General features: G+C 60.3%; 13 protein-coding genes. All 13 read right to left on the bottom strand.

The window, feature by feature from the left end; all coding sequences use genetic code 11:
* Nucleotides 1-5: 5 nt before the first annotated feature.
* The gene (gene tssM / locus CFB39_RS27405) at nucleotides 6-4,103 is read right to left on the bottom strand and encodes a type VI secretion system membrane subunit TssM (RefSeq protein WP_089475182.1); all 4,098 of its coding nucleotides are present in this window, start codon (nucleotides 4,101-4,103) and stop codon (nucleotides 6-8) included.
* 25 nt (nucleotides 4,104-4,128) lie between these two features.
* Nucleotides 4,129-5,442 (bottom strand): type VI secretion system protein TssL, long form, encoded by a 1,314-nt coding sequence (tssL, locus tag CFB39_RS27410; RefSeq protein WP_089475686.1) that lies wholly within the window; start codon nucleotides 5,440-5,442, stop codon nucleotides 4,129-4,131.
* Between the two features lie 12 nt (nucleotides 5,443-5,454).
* Entirely contained in the window at nucleotides 5,455-5,736 is a 282-nt protein-coding gene (locus tag CFB39_RS27415; RefSeq protein WP_089475183.1) for a PAAR domain-containing protein, read from the bottom strand.
* A gap of 25 nt (nucleotides 5,737-5,761) precedes the next feature.
* Complete coding sequence (locus tag CFB39_RS27420) at nucleotides 5,762-6,652, bottom strand: DUF4123 domain-containing protein (RefSeq protein ID WP_256991461.1); 891 nt, start codon at nucleotides 6,650-6,652, stop codon at nucleotides 5,762-5,764.
* Nucleotides 6,643-8,838, bottom strand: coding sequence for a DUF2235 domain-containing protein (locus CFB39_RS27425; protein ID WP_256991462.1), 2,196 nt, complete (start codon nucleotides 8,836-8,838; stop codon nucleotides 6,643-6,645). Before CFB39_RS27425 ends, CFB39_RS27420 begins: the two co-directional genes overlap by 10 nt.
* A complete protein-coding gene (locus CFB39_RS27430; protein ID WP_256991463.1) occupies nucleotides 8,838-9,497 on the bottom strand; it encodes a DUF3304 domain-containing protein in 660 nt (219 codons plus the stop codon). The genes CFB39_RS27425 and CFB39_RS27430 overlap by 1 nt, the downstream gene beginning before the upstream one ends.
* Complete coding sequence (locus tag CFB39_RS27435; protein WP_089475186.1) at nucleotides 9,457-10,074, bottom strand: DUF3304 domain-containing protein; 618 nt, start codon at nucleotides 10,072-10,074, stop codon at nucleotides 9,457-9,459. Before CFB39_RS27435 ends, CFB39_RS27430 begins: the two co-directional genes overlap by 41 nt.
* Before the next feature lie 22 nt (nucleotides 10,075-10,096).
* Nucleotides 10,097-12,622: a type VI secretion system Vgr family protein gene (locus tag CFB39_RS27440; RefSeq protein WP_089475187.1), complete on the bottom strand. Its 2,526-nt coding sequence runs from the start codon at nucleotides 12,620-12,622 to the stop codon at nucleotides 10,097-10,099.
* 279 nt (nucleotides 12,623-12,901) lie between these two features.
* Complete coding sequence (gene tssK, locus CFB39_RS27445; protein ID WP_089475188.1) at nucleotides 12,902-14,245, bottom strand: type VI secretion system baseplate subunit TssK; 1,344 nt, start codon at nucleotides 14,243-14,245, stop codon at nucleotides 12,902-12,904.
* A gap of 31 nt (nucleotides 14,246-14,276) precedes the next feature.
* Entirely contained in the window at nucleotides 14,277-14,780 is a 504-nt protein-coding gene (gene tssJ / locus CFB39_RS27450) for a type VI secretion system lipoprotein TssJ (protein WP_089475688.1), read from the bottom strand.
* Between the two features lie 79 nt (nucleotides 14,781-14,859).
* Complete coding sequence (locus CFB39_RS27455) at nucleotides 14,860-15,345, bottom strand: Hcp family type VI secretion system effector (protein WP_089442060.1); 486 nt, start codon at nucleotides 15,343-15,345, stop codon at nucleotides 14,860-14,862.
* 92 nt (nucleotides 15,346-15,437) lie between these two features.
* Nucleotides 15,438-16,931, bottom strand: a complete 1,494-nt coding sequence (gene tssC, locus CFB39_RS27460; RefSeq protein WP_089475689.1) for a type VI secretion system contractile sheath large subunit — start codon at nucleotides 16,929-16,931, stop codon at nucleotides 15,438-15,440.
* A 27-nt stretch (nucleotides 16,932-16,958) separates the two neighbouring features.
* A complete protein-coding gene (tssB, locus tag CFB39_RS27465; RefSeq protein WP_011354587.1) occupies nucleotides 16,959-17,498 on the bottom strand; it encodes a type VI secretion system contractile sheath small subunit in 540 nt (179 codons plus the stop codon).
* Nucleotides 17,499-17,515 lie beyond the last annotated feature (17 nt).

Below are 17,515 nucleotides of genomic sequence, written 5' to 3' on the forward strand. Positions count from 1 at the left end.
TCGATTCAACGGGAAACGCTTCCCGCGTTTATCGGCAACATGCCCTGAGGCAATCCCGGCGGCGGACCGCTATCCGGCAAATTGAACATCGCCATCGAGGTCGGGCACCGGAACGTCTTCAGCACATCGCTCGTCAACGGATTCGCGACACTGCCGGCGCTCGCGATGTCGAGCGCCGCGTCGCGCCCGTCAAAACTGAACGCGACTCGTGTGCGCCCCGGCGTAGCCGTTCCAATCACCTGACCCTTCTGAAGCAGCCGCATCAATGCCCACGGACCATCGGTTGAAATCGTCGACGTGTCGGGCCGAATGCGTGGGCTGGCCGTGATCTCCGCATGGACACCGCCGCGTGGTCCAGGCCAAGTGACCGTGAACGGCGCGACCGGACCGTGCTGGTAACGCGTCGTCTGTCCGTCGATGTCGAGCGCGAGACTCATGATGGTCGGTGCGAGCTCGGGAATCCTGATATCGGCCGTCCACGTCATCTGCTTGCGGCCAGGATCGTTGAAGAAAATGTCGCGAATCGCCTTCGCATGCTCGAACGGCTCAAGGCTCGGCCCCTGTACGGGCTCCGTCGCCCCCGGCAGGGTTCGGTAGCGCCACGGCTTTGCGGACGTATCGACAAACGGCGCCAGCGTTTTCACGAAGAAATCGTCAATCACGCCACCCTGCGCAAACACGCGCGTAAAGTCGTCAATGCCGACATCGCGCTTGCTGTCGGGCGAGAACGGGTAGTTTCCTTCGACCGTCAGCCGACAGGTGTCGCCAACCACCGCCTGCATCTGCCGCGACAGCAGTTGACCGATTCCCTGATTGACCTCGCGTGACCCATCGGCAGCAAGCTTGAGTAACGTCGCGCGGAACGGTGCAGGCATCGTGTCGGCGGCCATCTTGAGCTTCGCGGCCGCGTCGCTTGCGGGCGGCATGCTGTTGTTCGACAGCGCGTTATCTGCGACGGTAAGCGCCGTGTAGTAGTCGTTCAGCAGGTTGGCAACGCCGTCCAGCCCCGTCTTGTCCGACTGCACCGTAGCCGATTGCGGATCGAGCTGCGCATCCGCGTTTCCTGTAACGACCTCGCGTAGTGCCGTGAAACGATTGTCGACGAGTTCCCGTTCGACACGCTCCGACGCCCGAATGCCCAGCGCCTTGTCGGTCTTCTGATTCAACTGGTCGGCGGCCTTCTGCAGCAGCGAACCATTCGACGCAGCCGACTGCTGCGTGAGCGTCGTTTCGCGCACTGCCGCACGAGCAAGCCGTGCGAGCGGAGAATCGGGCGCCGCAAAGCTGCGCAGCACTTTCAAATTGAACGCCAGACTCGTGCCGCTAACGGTCCGAATGTCGTTGAGAAACGCATCCCACTGCTGCGCGTACTCCATCAGGTATTCGCGACGGACTGCGTCGGTCAACGCATCGTCCGTGCCGGCGGCGTTACTCACAATCTCAGCCGTTTTTTTTTGAGCCTCGCCCAAGTACGATCGGCCCATCACCCACGCGTCATCATCGCGGGCAATCTGTATGAACTCGGGCAGGCGCTTGTCGAACAGATTCCGATAGCCGTCGAACGTGAAAAGCCCCGACACGCCACGCGACAGCGGTGCGTCGCTCGCTCGCGTGAACACCGTGCCGGCTTGCGGGCCTACCGCGCGCAGCAATGTAAACTCATCGGGCGCCTCCTTGAGCATGGCCGCCTTCGCGCGCTGATAAAGACGGTCGGTCGCATTGCTGCCGTCGAGAAACGCGCGTGTCTGCTGTACCAGCGCGTCGTTGCGGATCAGCGGAGACTGCACGACACGCTCCCCGGAGAAGAGCTGTTGCACGTGGTCGATCATCGACGCTCTTCCACCGAAAGCAGCCGCGCTGTCGGTCTTCGCCCAGTCGTCGAGCACCCACGCCTTGACGTCACCTGCATTGAACTTCGCCTTGTCGTACAACATCAGGTATACGCGCAGTGCATCGTAGGCGGACTTTGGATCCTTGTTGGCAATCGCACCGGACATGACGTCTTCCAGACGATGCACGATCTGAGGCAACAGCAGGTTGTCTTCGAGTGCATCGTAGGTGTCGCGACTTGCGGCCGCAATTCCTACCGGCGTGTAGAGGCCGTAGCGCCACGCGCTATCCGGATCGGACAAGTCGAGTCCAGGGTGGGTCGGCAGATTGCGCGCTTCCGTCAGCGTGTCGGGCACGGCTTGCAATTTGGGCGTCTTGTACAACGACGTGACGCGCGCGGTAAGCGCCTGCACCTTGCGGCCAATCGTGTCGAGATAGTCGCTGTTGTTGCCGAAGCTCACGCGCAGTCCAATTGCCAGCCACACGAACAACAGCAGCGCCAATGTGTGGCCTATCAGGCGCAAAAGCCGGTATCGATATTCCCAGCGCAGGTTGGGACTCACGAGATGCGCTTCCGGGAACACGACACGGGTCAGGAGATCGTGCAGGAAGTAACCCTGGTTGCCTTCGGCGCGAGCCGGCACGACAGGGGCACTATCCTGAGCCGACAGAAGACGTTGAACGACCGTATGGCGTTGCGCGACGATCTCGCCCCCCTGTTGCCGGGCGCTCGTGAAGTACACCCCGCGCAACGTCGAATGGAGTTGCGTATCGTCGTAGCGCGAATCAAGGAACACCCGGTCGATCAGGTCGAGCAACGGCCCGAACAGTGCGGAAAATTCCTCCGGCAACGCAGCAAGCTTTCGTCGCTTGTTTAAATCGTATTCGTCCTGCAGATGCGTATCGATCGAACCCGTCAGACGTTCTACCAGTTGGGTGAGCTCGTGGTGACAACGCGCACGTAGCCCCTCTTTCGCGACCGTTTCCTTGCCGTACGGAAGCGCGAAACCCCATGCCTGAGCCCGCCCCTCGGACGTGAGCGCCCCAAAATACTCGGCAAAACCTGCGAGGCGATCCATCTTCGTGATCGTCACGTAAACAGGGAAACGGATACCCAGCTCCTGCCTCAATTCGGCCAGCCGTGCGCGCAATGCAGTGGCTTCGGTAATACGCGCCTGTTCATCAGCACTCGCCAGCGTCGCGAGATCGACGGTCAGCAACGCGCCGTTGATCGGTGCGCGAGGCCGGTTCCGGCGCAATATGCCGAGAAACCCAAGCCACTCGGCGCGATCGATCTCCGGTGGACTGTCATGTTCGCCCGAAGGACTCTGAACAGTATTGGCACTCGATTTCGACACGGTGGCCACACTCGACTGCCGGGCGGCGTCCTGCTTTGTGCCAGTGCTTGAACGTTCCGTGCTCGCCTCGGTGTTCGCCGCATCCTTATCGGAAGCATCAATTGCGGTCTTGTTCGGTTCGGCCGCGAGCGCATCGGCACCGCCGGCCATCGAAGTTCGATGGCGCGTGTAGTAACCGGTCGTATCGATCAGCACCGCATCGTTCGTCAACCACCAGTCCACCGCGGCTGCATCGCCGGCGGGCCTCCCGGCAGCGCGCTGCATCTGCTCGCCAACGGGAAACGCCAGACCGCCGTTCATCAGGACGCTGGTCTTGCCGGACCCTTGCGAACCGAGCGTGATGTACCAAGGCAACTCGTACAAATAGCGCTTGCCCTGGAACAACTTGCCAAGACCACGCGCGCCAGTACGCATCGATTTCAGGCGCGCGAGTGCGCTCGTCACGCCCCCTTCAACTTTCCGAAGACGGGCAGCAGCCGGCGAATCCTCCCGCTTGCGGTCCAGACGCAGTACCTTCTTCAGGAACGCATCGTCTTCGCGCATTTTCTGCCATAGGCGGAACATCCCGAAAAGAACGAAGACGCCCACTACCAGCGCGATCGCGGTAAACCGCGCCGATGCCGGTTCAAGCGGTACCGTGTGGCCCAGCGAAAGCAGCGGCCCCGCGTACCAGACCAGCAGGCAAAGCAATGCGGCAAACACGATGCTGATCGACCATCCCACGAGCCAGAACAGCACACCGGCGAGCAACAACGCGATCAGCAGCACACGCATGCCCGCCCCGGCAAGCGGCTTGAGCCCGCCGAACGCGAAAAACGGGCCGACGAACCAGATCACCAATGCAACGACAATCAGTGCGAGGAACGCGAGGAACTGGCGCGAGGCCAGAAACGACAGGAACTGGAACTTCTTCATGTGTTATTCCGGAAACGGATCTGGCTTATCGTGCGACGTCGATTTCGACGCGCCGGTTTTGCGCGCGCCCCTGCGCGGTACGGTTGTCGCCGACGGGATCGGCCTCACCCTTGCCGACTGCTTCGAGACGGTTTGCCGGCACCCCTGCGGCTTGCAGCATCTGCATGACCTGGATGGCCCGCTCTTCCGACAGCGCCTGATTGGATGCGAAATGACGGCTTCGAATCGGCACGTTGTCCGTATAGCCGATAACCGTTACCTTGCCGGGCACTTTGGCGATCTCGGCCGCGATCTTCGAAATCAGCGGATTCATCGATGCCTGAACCGAAGCGCCACCGGGCCGGAACATCGCGTCACCGCGGAACGTGACGGCGCTGTGGCGGGCGTCCTCGTCGACGCTGACGGTGCCGGCAGCGATTTCATCCTTGAGCAATTGCTTGAGGTGCAGTTGCTGCGGCGGCTGCACAGGTGGCGGTGTCATGCGGGCGATGTCGACAATCTGCTTCTGAACAACCGCGCTGCGACTGAACAGTTCGTACTTGAACCATCCGAAAAGTCCGAGCAGGATCACCGACAAGACGGTCACGGTGATCCATACTGGAAAATCAGTGAACGACAGGCGCTCGCCTTTCGCGGTCGATTGCCAGTGGGGCGATAGCGTCAGCGGCACGGGGCCGCGCTGCGACGTAATCACGTTGTAGAGTCGCTGACGAATCGCGTCGTGCTTGCGTGGACCATCGGCCACGCCTCGGTAGCGTCCTTGGAAGCCGAGACTGAGAATGCGGTAAATCACTGCCACCAGGTCTCGATGCTCGCGAGGGTCTTCCAGCAACCGGCCGATCAGCAAATAGACCTTGTCGCCGCCCTTGAGGTCGCTGTGGAAAGTAGTCGCGAGCCCCCCTTGGATCCATTCGATCGCCGACGAGCCCTCCTTGCCCCATGCGGTTTGCGTTGCGGCCTCGTCCAGTGCCGTGCACAGGCAGTAGCTCGCGCCGATCATGTGGTCGCGTCGGATGTTTGCCTGCTCGCACAGCTTCTCGAATATTCGCACCTCCCGTTCAAGCAACGACTTTAACCAGGCAATGGCTTGGTTCGACGTCAACATATCAGGCATGTCAGCCTGAGCGCGGAGCAAAACACGGGACGCCTCCATCAACGGATTCCGTGCCACGCGAACCGCCGCCAACCGCTGGTCAAATGGTTCCGACGGGAGATCTTCTGGAACCGTTTTTGCGAAAGTACCTCCATCGCTGAAAGCGGTCGGGACGCTGGCCGACGATGATCCACCTCTTTCTTCAACGGCAGACTGCTCCTTAGCCTCGTCAGCCGAAAAACTCATTGTCGCCATACGTTAGCCTCCGGCGTCCGCTGAGACGCTGCCGATCAGCGTGCAACCGCATTCCGTGCGATGTCCGTGCATCGCCACGCGTCGGTTACCGATGGTGAACGTCGGATGTGCCTCCACAATCCGGTTGACCCCGTGCAGTCGACCGTCCGGATATTTTTCGGGGCAATCGACCAAGTCATCCAGCCGAGCAATCGGCCGACCGCCGATGGTGTGCGTTTCCGAGCCGCTGACGACTCGGCCCCCGTGCGAGGTCGTATCGCCGACCACGATGATTTTCAGCGCCATATTTATTTTCCGAGTCTATGACTTGTCAAGCTTGCGCGCGCAATCCAGCTTCACTCTCGCGCTTGAGTTCGCTCCACACCCATCCGGGTATCTGATCCACCAGCGCGTCGAATCCCTCGCCAGTTCGACGACGAGTCGTCAGTGCGTCGCGCATGTACCGGTGCTGATCAAAACCCGCTCCGTAGCGGTACGAGTATTTGCAATAGGCCAACCGGTCTCCGGGTTCGGTGAATCCCCATTCCAGTGCCCGTCGGTACCGGGGCTCGAATTCGGAGAAACGCCTCCGGTAAGGCAGGCTTTCATCGATGTGTCCCAAGTCGATCAGCGATGCGATGAGTTCATCTGGCTCGGTATGCGCCATCAGCTTGTCCACATCCTTCTGGTCAAGCTCGATCATCACGGATCGGGAAATTCGCCCCACGTGGAGCGAATCGTTCTCTACCGTCTGCCACTGCGCGTGACGCCCGCGATATTTGATCCGTTCGACCGGCGCCAGGAACACATCGCTGATCTGCTTACCCCACATATCGAGCACCGCACCGGTATTGCGAGGATCGAAGAATCGGACCATCGCGGTCATACCGTCCCCGATCCCTGCAAACAGGAACGCGCGAAAATGCGTGGCGAGTTCCTGCAAGCCGACACGGCTCCAGACAAGCGTGAGACATGGCGAGTGAAGGTCAATTCGATCTAGCTCGCTCATCCACGTTGCGGCCGGATCATCAATACAGGTAAGGAATAGCGAAGCTGGCCCGAGCTGCTCTTCAGGTAGCCCGTCAAAGAGCGAAACGAACTGCGTGCCCGACTGCTCAAGTAAAGGCAAGATCCCCGCCGGGTTGGCTGCCCCGTCGACAAGACCGAATGATTGTGCGCGTTGTTGCATATGGTTGACTTCCTCTCCTGCTTCTACGCCCATGCGGCCTTACCGGTGTGCCCGGCCACCAGCAGTTCGGATTCGGAAGTCAGACCCAGATACGCTATCCGCTTTTTACCGCCCTCGAAGATCACGCGAGGCCAGCCATAACCGCCCGGCGCGTATTCGTGAAACCAGGGCACGCGGAACCAGATTCGGCTGTCGTGGACATAGTCATCGAGAAGGACGATGCTCTCCTTCTGGAGCCGGTTGGCAGCGTCCATCGACGCATGCTTTTTCAGGAAACTGACAACACCGCGTGCGGGCGCCGCCACGATGTCATTTGGCGGGCTGAATATGCTGAAAATCGTGCTCCATGTCGATGCAAGCAGAATTCCGCTCTCGGCAAGCCTGACCTCGGGGGTGTCACTGCCAGGCTGCTCGTGCTTCACAGAAAGTGTCGTTGTCGTCGTACCCGTGTCCGGGTATTGTCGGAGTGCCGAGTCCATGCGTGAGGTCACGGTGACCTTCCACTTCGATTCGCGATCCTCAGGATGCAAGTAGCCCAGCAGCAGGCGCATCTCCTCCGCGCCTTGGCGCAAGTCGGTCTGCTCGTTGGTTGTAATGTCACAGACGCCTTCGCCGGGCCGCGCTGGCGCGGCATCGTCGGCGTCCGGATGAGCCACCTCACCACACAGTGCTTCCGTGCGCCGGTCGATCTCTAGCTGGACTGCCGCGATCTGCGCGTTCAGCTCCATAATCCTGGGCATGTTGGCCGGATAGCGATGATTACCCGTTTCCTGGGATTTCTGCACCTGCAGCCGCGCTCGCTTAGCCTTGAGCGCTTTCAACTGCGGATCAGACTTCTTCGCTTTCTCCAGTGCCTCTTCGACCTTGTAGGGCGTCATGCCGTCTTCCTTCGCCTTGAGGAAGAATTCCCGACTGGCCACGTATTCGGGCGTCTCCGGCTGAGCACGTAGCGTCCGCCATGCCAGCATCTCGGCCATGCCATGCTTGATCGCATCTTCCATGCGCCCGATCGGTCCGGCGGTTTTCAGCCAGTTGTTGAAGGCTTCGATTGTGGTAGGAAACAGGTCAAAATCTGCCTTCGAATCTGGCCTGGACAGAATCTCGTCGCCCTTCATCATCGGCACACCGTATTTGAGCGCATGGATGTACATGTCGTGCAGCGGAATCTGGCTTAGCTTGCCACCGTCACCCTTGTCGGGATCACGGCCCTTGCCCTGTTCGTTCGGCGCATAGCCACCGCCGACATCCGAATGCACGCCGGGATAGGCTATTTCGTGGCGTATGCCGGCTGGATAAGCTCCCCCCACCTCGCGGATCGAATCGACCGGAAAGCTCATGCGCTGCTCGTGGATCGAGAACGCATGAACGCAGTAGCGAACCGACTCGGGGATGCGCATGGCACCGTCGTTGGCAAAGGCGAAGTGTCCGTCGAAAGACCCGATGTCGACAGTCGCACGGGTCGAGTCAGGCGGGCCCACGGATGCGACCGTGTCGAACAACCCCAGGAAATTCACCTGATACGGCAGCGCGTACTTGCCGGTGAACTTGACGAGATTGCCGCCGGGCGCCCAACTGTTGACCAGCTTGTGAACAAATGCGCGCGCGCCAGCGGCCCCACGGGAAAAACCAATCACGTTGATCCAGATTTTCCTGATCGTCCCTGGGGGATGCTGGGCATCCACCGCAAGCTTGTGGGTCACGCCCAGCGTCTGGATCGGTTCCTCGAACCCGCTGACGTCACCGTTTGCGGCGGCGTCGCACAACGTCTTTGCTTTTTCACGGGTGATCAAAGGCAAGGTCTTGTCTGGCGCGATCGCATAGTAGACCGCATTCAGTACACTGACATGGCCCAGTACGCAACGCGCATTGAACCCCTTGGCCATCGCCTTGCCCATCTGTAGGTAGGTCATTTCGCCGATTTCGGGTAACGGCGTACCGACACCGGGAATGTAAAACTTGAAGATGCCATCGTCCACCTTGTCGCGGGCGACTTTGAATAGCCGAGCGACATTGGTATGGGTGCGACTGAGCGAATCGCGCAGGGGATTATCCGGCGCATCGTTGTTATTCGTACCGTCGAAGAACAGACTGATCTGCAGCGTTTGCTGACACGACCGCGTTTCGTCATGCATCCGCAGGGCGCCCTGCTTGTATGCGTCTTCGCTTTCGGAGAGCGGCAACCGGCCGCCTTCCGGCATTGCCTCGGGCCATCGAATCATCACTGCATCCCCCCCTTTCTGTATCGCCGGTTCCACTCTTCGTCGATCACGGCCTGCGCAACGTAGGGATCGTTGTCCGCCGGGCGAATGTTCGGGTTGTTCCCGCCATCGCGATTACCATCCGTCAGCATGATGCGCACCCGATCACCCGGCAAAAAGATGGCCCACGCATCACCCGTGTTCCCACTGGCGTACGGGGCAATCTGCACGTTTTCCGCTTTGTACCAGTAGCCTGGAGTTATTCCATCCTGCTTTTTGTCCACCAGCCAGCGAACCGTCAACTTCAGATCCGGTTGCCATTCAGCAGGCAGGCTCGTGCAACAGACTCCCGCTCCGCCACCTGATGGTCGACCGTTCTTCTGAACTGGCACGACATTCGGCCCTCCCCCTCCAATGCCACTTCCGCGCGGACCAACTATTGAGAACGTGTGGATATACCAAGGTGTGTAGTTCAATGCCTTCGTGTCCCCAGCCAGCAGCTGGACCTTTCTGGGCATATCGAGTTGTACTGTTGACCCTGTTGGTTGTCCGCCCGCGCAAGCACCCAATGAAAGGCAGAGCACCGACAGCAGGGTGGTTACTGCAATACGCCATCGAATCATGACTGCATCCCCTTTCTCAATCATGAGCCGGCGGATAACGCCGGTTCCATTCTTCATCGATCACGCCCTGCGCAACGTAGGGATCGTTGTCCGCCGGGCGAATGTTCGGGTTGTTCCCGCCATCGCGATTGCCATCCGTCAGCATGATGCGCACCCGATCTCCCGGTAAAAATATGGCCCACGCATCACCCGTGTTCCCACTGGCGTACGGAGCAATCTGCACGTTCTCCGCTTTGTACCAGTAGCCCCATTTCTTTCCGTCCGTTCTCTTCTTCTCCACCAGCCAGCGCACCGTCAACTTCAGATCCGGTTGCCATTCAGCAGGCAGACTGGTACAGCATTTCCCCCCCCCTTCGGATGGCCTTCCGTCTGCCTTTACCGCCACCACATTCCCCCCTCCTCCCCCGATACTGCTTCCAGATGGTCCGAAAAGCGCGAAAGAATGGATGTACCAAGATGTGTAGTTCAATGCCTTGGAATCCCCAGCCAGTAGCTGGACCTTTTTGGGCACCTCAAGTTGTACTGTCGTGCCAGTTGGTTGTCCTCCCGCGCAAGCCGCCAATGACAGGCAAAGCCCCGGCAGCATCTTCTTCAGGAAAACTCCCAACCGTGAGAAACAAGCGCTATTGACCATGCTATCGATCCGAAGGTTGAAGTTATTGCCGTGGCACCAGCGCCGAACCGCCTCTGGCGGCCTTGATGAGACACTCGATGCAGATACTCTTCGGCGCAAGGCTGACCGGCGAGTCTTTCGGCCCCGGTAGCGAGTGAGTGGATGCGAACGCAACGAACCTGCCCGGCGTAAAGATCTGGGCGCCACTGTCGTCAAGCACCATGCGAGTCTTGCCGCCTTGTAGCTCCAGCTTTTCAACGCCCGTGATCTGAATGACTTTCGTCAGTAACTGAATGGACTTCGCAGACTCCAGCTTGATCGAACTGGTCAACGCGTGAAGAACGATGTCACCGAGCGCGGCCGAGATCCGGATTGCCGCACGCTGCGCGAACAGGCTGATCGTGTCACGCACGCTTGCAAAGAGGCTACGACCGCTGGCGACACCAACATGCCCTTCACTCGTGACTGCGACTTGTTGCGCAGCCACGTGAACCGTTGCAGGCGTGGTGATTTCAACACCCGCCTTACCATCGATCATCAGATGGGGCTCAGAAAATTCCGGGAACGGATTTCCGTCACTCGCGACACCGCGGATCTGGTCGTTCTGAGCTTCAATCGTCTTCGCCAAATCGGACTGGTGTCCGTCGGCTTCCTGGGCTTCACCTTCCTGGGCTGCCCTGCTCATCGCGACATGCAAGCTCTTTGCATCTTCGAGCCGCCGAATCGCTTCCGACATGGCCTTGGCATGACCCTGCGCATTAGGACGACCTTCCGTCGTAAGCAGCATGCCCGTCGCCGCACGAAAGACGCCGTCTCCATCGGTACGCAATTCGACACCCCGACCGCGCTCATCCTGCCGTCCAGCGTTGCCGGCAATGCGCGTGATGTACCCTAGATTCAGCTGCGAGGTGCCTTCATCGCTCGACAGATGCGCCTGAATTTTTCCGTTCGTATCGTCGAAGGCGAGCGTGTTCGCACGACGGCCGCCGACCTCCCGGCTGCGATAGCCGGCCAGCGTCTGGTTCTCCGGCAATGCGAACGGCGGCATGTTGAATGCGTTGGTCGCACTACCCACGATGATCGGCAAATCCGGATCTCCGTTGACGAAAGCGACTTCGACCTCATGCCCCCGGCGTGGCAGAAAGATTCCACCGAACTGATCGCCATGCCATGCACCGGCCACGCGCACCCAGCAACTGGAGCGCTCATCGTTATTGCCGAGCCGATCCCACAGAAACTGCACCTTCACCCGGCCATATGCATCGGTCCAGATTTCCTGATTCTCGGGACACGTCACGACGGCATATTCGACGCCGGTCATCCGCGGCTTTGCGATCGTACGCAACAGGCGGAATGGCTCGTTGGTCGGCTGCAGCGTGAAATCCGCTTCGCAGCGGTAACGCTGACCGGAACCTGACGCTTCGCCGATATCCTCGATCATCAGCATGCTGCCAATGACGGCGTACTCGCGGTTGGCCGCGCCCTGCGGATAGTGCGACAACACGAACGTCTGACCTGCGACCATGCCACGTAGGTTGCCTTTGCCGCGTGCCCTCAAGCCTTGGCAACGCCACGCCTGCATCTGCACCAGCGTCAGATACTCCGCCTCCGTGCGCGGCTCGTTGTGGTCGCCTGAGAGACCGGTCGCGCCAGCTTGAGGCTGCGCGTAATCCCCCCACGAGTACTGCTCCTGATGGGCGAGCCCGGTGTCGCGAGGGTCTTCTCGCATCACTTTGAGGTTCGCGCGCGGCAACGTGTAGTCGTAGTCGACACTCGTCACTGCGCCTGTGGTCAACGCATGCGAAACCGATAACTCGTGAATGTGTTCCTCGTCGATCCGACGACTGGTCGGCGGTTCATAGCGCAGCGCGGCGTAAGCATCACTCAGCGGTTTGAGTGCCCCCATCGAGTCGCAAAGCACGAGCCGATGCTTACCTTCGTCATGCTCGAAGAAATAATAAATACCCCATTCTTCCCACATGCGCTGCAGGAACGTCCAATCGCTTTCGAGGTGCTGGCGTTGAATATCCCGTTTCGGCCATACCTTGTTCGGCCGCGGAGTCGTGATTCGTTTTTTGACCGGAAACGGGTATACCGAGAGCACCTCATCGGTGATCTCTACGACGGACATATCCTGAAAGATGCGGCAATCGCAATTCTTGGTCGCATGCCACAGCCACGGTCGGAGCGTGAGCTCATAGACGATCGACCGTCCGTCTTCACGCACGATCGTCGCGTGGCTGACAACACCAGTGATCTCGCGTATGCCGGCACCGACGTTCGCCATTCCGGCGGCGCCGGCTAGACCCGGAATGAAACGCCCTTTGCCCTCGAGCTGGATTGATATGGTCACTTCCGTGCCGATCAACGCATCAAGATCGACGTTCGCGGCGATGCTCTGCGAAAACCCGAGCGCATCCGGCGTTTTCAGCTCGAGGACGTACTCGAACAATTCGCCAATCTTTTCGCCGCCAGCGAGCTTCACCGGCGTCAGGATCGACTGACCACCGTACATCGGCAGAGCCGCGCCGGAAACCGACAACGTCCGTGGTGCGTCAAACAATGCCATCCCGACATCTCCTTGAATCGATCGAATCACTGAGCATCCATTTCGTGTTATGCCTGTGACGCCTCTAATCCTTATTTCCAACCGTTAACAAATGGATGTGGATCACTTAAAAAACTGACAATCAAAATAATTGCCACAACAATCAATACACCAATAACGGCGACAAGCCCATAAAATATTTCCGATATCTTCTCTTCATTTGATTTTTTCATTTTCAAAATTAAAAACCTTATATTTCATGAACTTCGTTCTCTAATGCCTTCACAATTGCCGAATTGCTCAGCGCACGCCCCATAACTCAAGCCTCAACGACGGGAACTCTCCCGCCACATGCAATGCGATGCCGCCATGCCGCACCACCTCCTCCCACAGCGCCCCGCCCTGCATCAACTCGTAATAGATATATCCGGCGTTGAACGGAATCTGCCGCGGCGGCACCGGCAGGAGTTGCATGCCGATACCCGGCAAATGACTGCGTACCAGGCTCGGCAGCTTCTCCGACGGCCCCGCCTTCGCCTGCGCGAGAAACTGCTGGCGCAACGCATCGGGCGGCATCGCCGCATGCACGGCCAGCACCAGCGACGCAAAGCCCTGCATATCCACCGGATCGACCACCGCGTTGCGCATGCCATGCCCCTGATCCTCGAGCACGATGCTCTGCGCACTTCGAACCAGTACGGCGTTGAGCAGCCGATGCGTGTCGTCGACCACCGGCTTCAGACAGAGATGCGGTGTCGTATGCTGATAAGGCGGATGCGTATCGAGCGGGCGACGCGTGTCTGTACGCAGATGGGTCGACAACTCGCCAGCCATCGCGATCAGCAACGTGTACACATCGGCAGGCGACGTGGTCGGCACGCGCAGCATGTGCTGCAGCAACGGCTCGTATCGATTCAGTATCTGCAACAACAGATAATCCGTGACCGTCGCCGCACTCGCGGTTGTGTCATCGGTACCGGCCAGCCGTTGCGACAACGCATTCGCACGCAGGTGGGCGAGATCGTGGATTTTCGTGACCCAGCTCGTCAGCAGATCGCTCGCGCCATAGCCGGACACGGGCGGCACGATCGTGTCGTCAAGTTCGATGCTGCCGTCCGCGCGGATGGTCTTCACACACGTCAGCGCAAGGCCGATCCATGCATCGCCCAGCTCCTTCTCGGGCACGAGGCGCAACCTCAGGTTCGACAACTGCACGGATTCAGGCGCCAGCCCGACTGAATTCGAGTCGCGCAGTTCGGTATCGAACACCTGGTAGCGCGCCATCGAATCCGCCTTGTTCTCGAAGGTGGTTTCCTCGCAGTTCGGCAAGCGCACCGGCACCGCCAGATAGATCACCTGATCGAGGTGTTCCTGACGGATCGTCAACGGCGGCGGCAACGGCGTGTTCCCCGGCGCATCGAACGGCGTTCCATCGGCGAACACGCCCGCGGCCGCCTTGACGATCACCTTCCCGAGCGCGAGCGACTCCAGATCGAGCCCGTAATGCGCGAAGCCGAAGAAAAACGGCGACAGCGGCGCCGCACGCATGTGTGCGTACTTCTCGAAGTAGCGTTCCTGTTGCTGGAACAGTTGCGGTCTGAAAAACAACCCTTCCTGCCAGGCGACCTTGGCGTACCAGCTCATACGTATCGTCCGTTGTGTTGCGCGACGTGTTTCATTTCTTCTTCGCTTCGTCGATCCTGACGGCCTTGGCCTCAAGATCGACAGTCAGTTTCAGCTTCGGTGTAAAGCGGTACCACGCCTTGTCGGGCGCGGCCGGCATCGTGTAGACGGACCGCCACACCGCGTTCGGCAAGTCGCGGTAAGCCGCGATCACACCGATGGCGGTCGTTTCAGGATCGGGTCGCCGGACGACTTTCCGTTGCTCGCCGGGCCGCAGCTGGAACTCGTCGCGCTTGACGACGTCGTCGGCCAGCACCGTCTTCTCCTGCTTCTCAAGCGTGAAGAAATCCGCCGCCTCGAATGCGTTGTCGTTCTTCAGCTCGTAGATGCGCACGACGATCGGCGCCGCCCGGCCACGATCGTCTGGATTGACGTCGGATGCCGCCTTGACGGCCAGTTCGAGCCGAACCGGCTCCTTTGGCTTCGGTTCGCCACTCGCGCAGGCCGAGAGCAGCACGACACCGGCGAGCGACGCGGCAGTCAGAATCGAACGCATGCAGAATTCACCTCGATGAAGCGCGAAACGCGCCGCGCGCGGCGAGCACGAACGCTCGGCCACGCGCGGCGCTTCGCCCTTACGCTTCCTTGTTGCCCTTGATGTCGAAGCTCGCCGTGACGGCACCGCCGCTGCCGCCCTGTGCGTTCTGCACGACGTACTCCTGCTTGACCTTCGAGAACGACAGCGACACCGTCTCGCGGCTCTTCTCTTCACCGGCCTTGCTGCCGGACGGCTTCACGCGCGTGACGATCACGTCGCTCATCGTGAGCTTCAGGTATTCGAGCGGATTGCCGCCAGCCTTGCGCATCACCAGCACCGCCTGGTCGATGTGCTTGCCGGTCAGCGCGTACTTCATCAGGTTCGGGCTCGCGCGGTCGATGTTGTGTTCGAACGTGAGATCCTTGACCGTTGCCTTCCCGGCACCGCCGCCGCTGCCCGAGTGCATCGACGACTCCTGCTGGATATCCCATTCCCAGTTCAGGATCTCGATTTCGTCCTTGTGCTTGTCATCGAGCGATTCGCCGTTGATGCCGTCGATCTTCAGAAAAATGTCCTGCGCCATGTGTAGTACTCCTTTTATTTAACGATTTGAAACTAGCCGGGCGTCGATCGCCAAAGCGAGCCGATGACCGGCCCTGCGGATCTACCGGGTGGTCAAGCGGCTTCCTTGATCGACGGCAGCTTCGTCACGAGCCGCAGCGAAACGGTCAGCCCTTCGAGCTGGAAGTGCGGGCGCAGGAAGAACTTCGCCTGGTAATAGCCGGGATTGCCTTCCACGTCCTCGACGAGCACTTCCGCCGCCGCGAGCGGCCGGCGCGCCTTCGTGTCCTGCGACGAGTTCGCCGGGTCGGCGTCGACGTAATGCATGATCCATTCGTTGAGCCAGCGCTGCATGTCCTCGCGCTCCTTGAATGCACCGATCTTGTCGCGCACGATGCACTTCAGGTAATGCGCGAAGCGCGAGCACGCGAACAGATACGGCAGGCGTGCCGACAGGTTCGCATTGGCCGTTGCGTCGGGGTCGTGATACTCGGCCGGCTTCTGCAGCGACTGCGCGCCGATGAAAGTCGCGTGATCGGTGTTCTTGCGATGCACGAGCGGAATGAAGCCGTTCTTCGACAGCTCGGCCTCGCGACGATCCGAGATCGCGATCTCGGTCGGGCACTTCATGTCGATCCCGCCGTCGTCCGTCGGGAACGTGTGGCACGGCAGGTTCTCGACCGTGCCGCCGGATTCGACGCCGCGGATCAGCGAGCACCAGCCGTACTGCTTGAACGAGCGGTTGATGTTGACGCCCATCGCGTAGGCCGCGTTGGCCCAGCCGTAGCGGCTGTGGTTCGAGCCGTTGGTGTCTTCTTCGAAATCGAACTGGTCGACCGGATTGGTCTTCGCGCCATACGGCAGGCGCGCCAGGAAACGCGGCATCGCAAGACCGACGTAGCGCGCATCCTCGGTATTGCGCAGCGAATTCCACGCGGTGTATTCGAGGTTCTGCGTGAAGATCTTCGTCAGGTCACGCGGGTTGGCCAGTTCCTGCCAGGACTCCATCTGCAGCACCGACGGAGCCGCACCGGTCACGAACGGCGTGTGCGAAGCCGCCGCCACCTTCGCGATCGAGCCCAGCAGGTCGACGTCCGGCGGCGTATGGTCGAAGTAGTAATCGGCCACGATGCAGCCGTACGGCTCACCGCCGAGCTGGCCGTATTCCTGCTCGTAGATCTGCTTGAAGAGCGGGCTCTGGTCCCACGCCAGCCCCTTGTAGCGACGCATCGAACGATGCAGCTCGGCTTTCGAGACGTCCATCACGCGGATCTTCAGGTGTTCGTCCGTCTCGGTGTTCGACACGAGGTGGTTCAGGCCGCGCCACGCGGATTCGAGCGCCTGGTAGTCGTCGTGATGCAGGATCAGGTTGATCTGCTCGGAAAGCTTGTGATCGATCTGCGCGATGATGGCCGCGATGCTCTTGTAGGCGTCGTCGCTGATCGTGATCGATTGCGTGAGCGCCTGCTCCGCAAGCGTCTGCACCGCATGTTCGACCGCCGCGCGGGCCTGGTCCGTCTTCGGCCGGAATTCCCGCTCCAGCAGCTGCGTAAATTCGGACTGGCTGGTCGCCTGGGCCTCGACGGCCTGTACTTGCTGTTTTGCCATGATGGTCATCCTCGATCGGTTGGTCGGTCAGCTCGCGTCGCTCGAATCGGCCGCGCCTTCTTCGCGCCGCTCGGGCCGCGGCGCCGCGGCCAGCGACTTCAACAAGGCCGGGTCCTGCAGCAACTGGGTGACGAGCGCCTCTGCCCCCGACTTGCCGTCCATGTACGTCTGCAGGTTCGCCAGTTGCGTACGCGCCTGAAGCAGGCGGCGCAGCGGCTCGACCTTGTCGGCGATCGCGGCCGGCGAGAAGTCCTCCATGCTTTCGAAGGTCATGTCGACCATCATCTGGCCTTCGCCCGTCAGCGTATTCGGCACGGCGAATGCAACGCGCGGACGGATCGCCTTCATGCGCTCGTCGAAGTTGTCGATATCGATTTCCAGGAACTGGCGATCCGACACCGCGGGCAGCGGTTCGACCGGATGCTTGCCGGACAGGTCGGCGAGCACGCCCATCACGAACGGAAGCTCGATTTTCTTCTCCGAGCCATACACTTCGACGTCGTATTCGATCTGCACGCGCGGCGCACGATTGCGCGCGATGAACTTCTGCGAACTGCTAGCGGACATGAACAGTCTCCTGACAG

The sequence above is a fragment of the Burkholderia sp. AU6039 genome (genome assembly GCF_002223365.1).
Lineage (GTDB): Bacteria > Pseudomonadota > Gammaproteobacteria > Burkholderiales > Burkholderiaceae > Burkholderia.

What these genes read in the sequence shown, in the direction of transcription:
- CFB39_RS27420 (WP_256991461.1), bottom strand. Translation starts at nt 6,652, where the DNA reads ATGGGCGTAGAAGCAGGAGAGGAAGTCAACCATATGCAACAACGCGCA.
- tssB (WP_011354587.1), bottom strand. Translation starts at nt 17,498, where the DNA reads ATGTCCGCTAGCAGTTCGCAGAAGTTCATCGCGCGCAATCGTGCGCCG.
- CFB39_RS27455 (WP_089442060.1), bottom strand. Translation starts at nt 15,345, where the DNA reads ATGGCGCAGGACATTTTTCTGAAGATCGACGGCATCAACGGCGAATCG.
- tssC (WP_089475689.1), bottom strand. Translation starts at nt 16,931, where the DNA reads ATGGCAAAACAGCAAGTACAGGCCGTCGAGGCCCAGGCGACCAGCCAG.
- CFB39_RS27425 (WP_256991462.1), bottom strand. Translation starts at nt 8,838, where the DNA reads ATGATTCGATGGCCCGAGGCAATGCCGGAAGGCGGCCGGTTGCCGCTC.
- CFB39_RS27435 (WP_089475186.1), bottom strand. Translation starts at nt 10,074, where the DNA reads ATGGTCAATAGCGCTTGTTTCTCACGGTTGGGAGTTTTCCTGAAGAAG.
- tssM (WP_089475182.1), bottom strand. Translation starts at nt 4,103, where the DNA reads ATGAAGAAGTTCCAGTTCCTGTCGTTTCTGGCCTCGCGCCAGTTCCTC.
- tssL (WP_089475686.1), bottom strand. Translation starts at nt 5,442, where the DNA reads ATGAGTTTTTCGGCTGACGAGGCTAAGGAGCAGTCTGCCGTTGAAGAA.
- CFB39_RS27415 (WP_089475183.1), bottom strand. Translation starts at nt 5,736, where the DNA reads ATGGCGCTGAAAATCATCGTGGTCGGCGATACGACCTCGCACGGGGGC.
- tssJ (WP_089475688.1), bottom strand. Translation starts at nt 14,780, where the DNA reads ATGCGTTCGATTCTGACTGCCGCGTCGCTCGCCGGTGTCGTGCTGCTC.
- tssK (WP_089475188.1), bottom strand. Translation starts at nt 14,245, where the DNA reads ATGAGCTGGTACGCCAAGGTCGCCTGGCAGGAAGGGTTGTTTTTCAGA.
- CFB39_RS27440 (WP_089475187.1), bottom strand. Translation starts at nt 12,622, where the DNA reads ATGGCATTGTTTGACGCACCACGGACGTTGTCGGTTTCCGGCGCGGCT.
- CFB39_RS27430 (WP_256991463.1), bottom strand. Translation starts at nt 9,497, where the DNA reads ATGAAGAATGGAACCGGCGTTATCCGCCGGCTCATGATTGAGAAAGGG.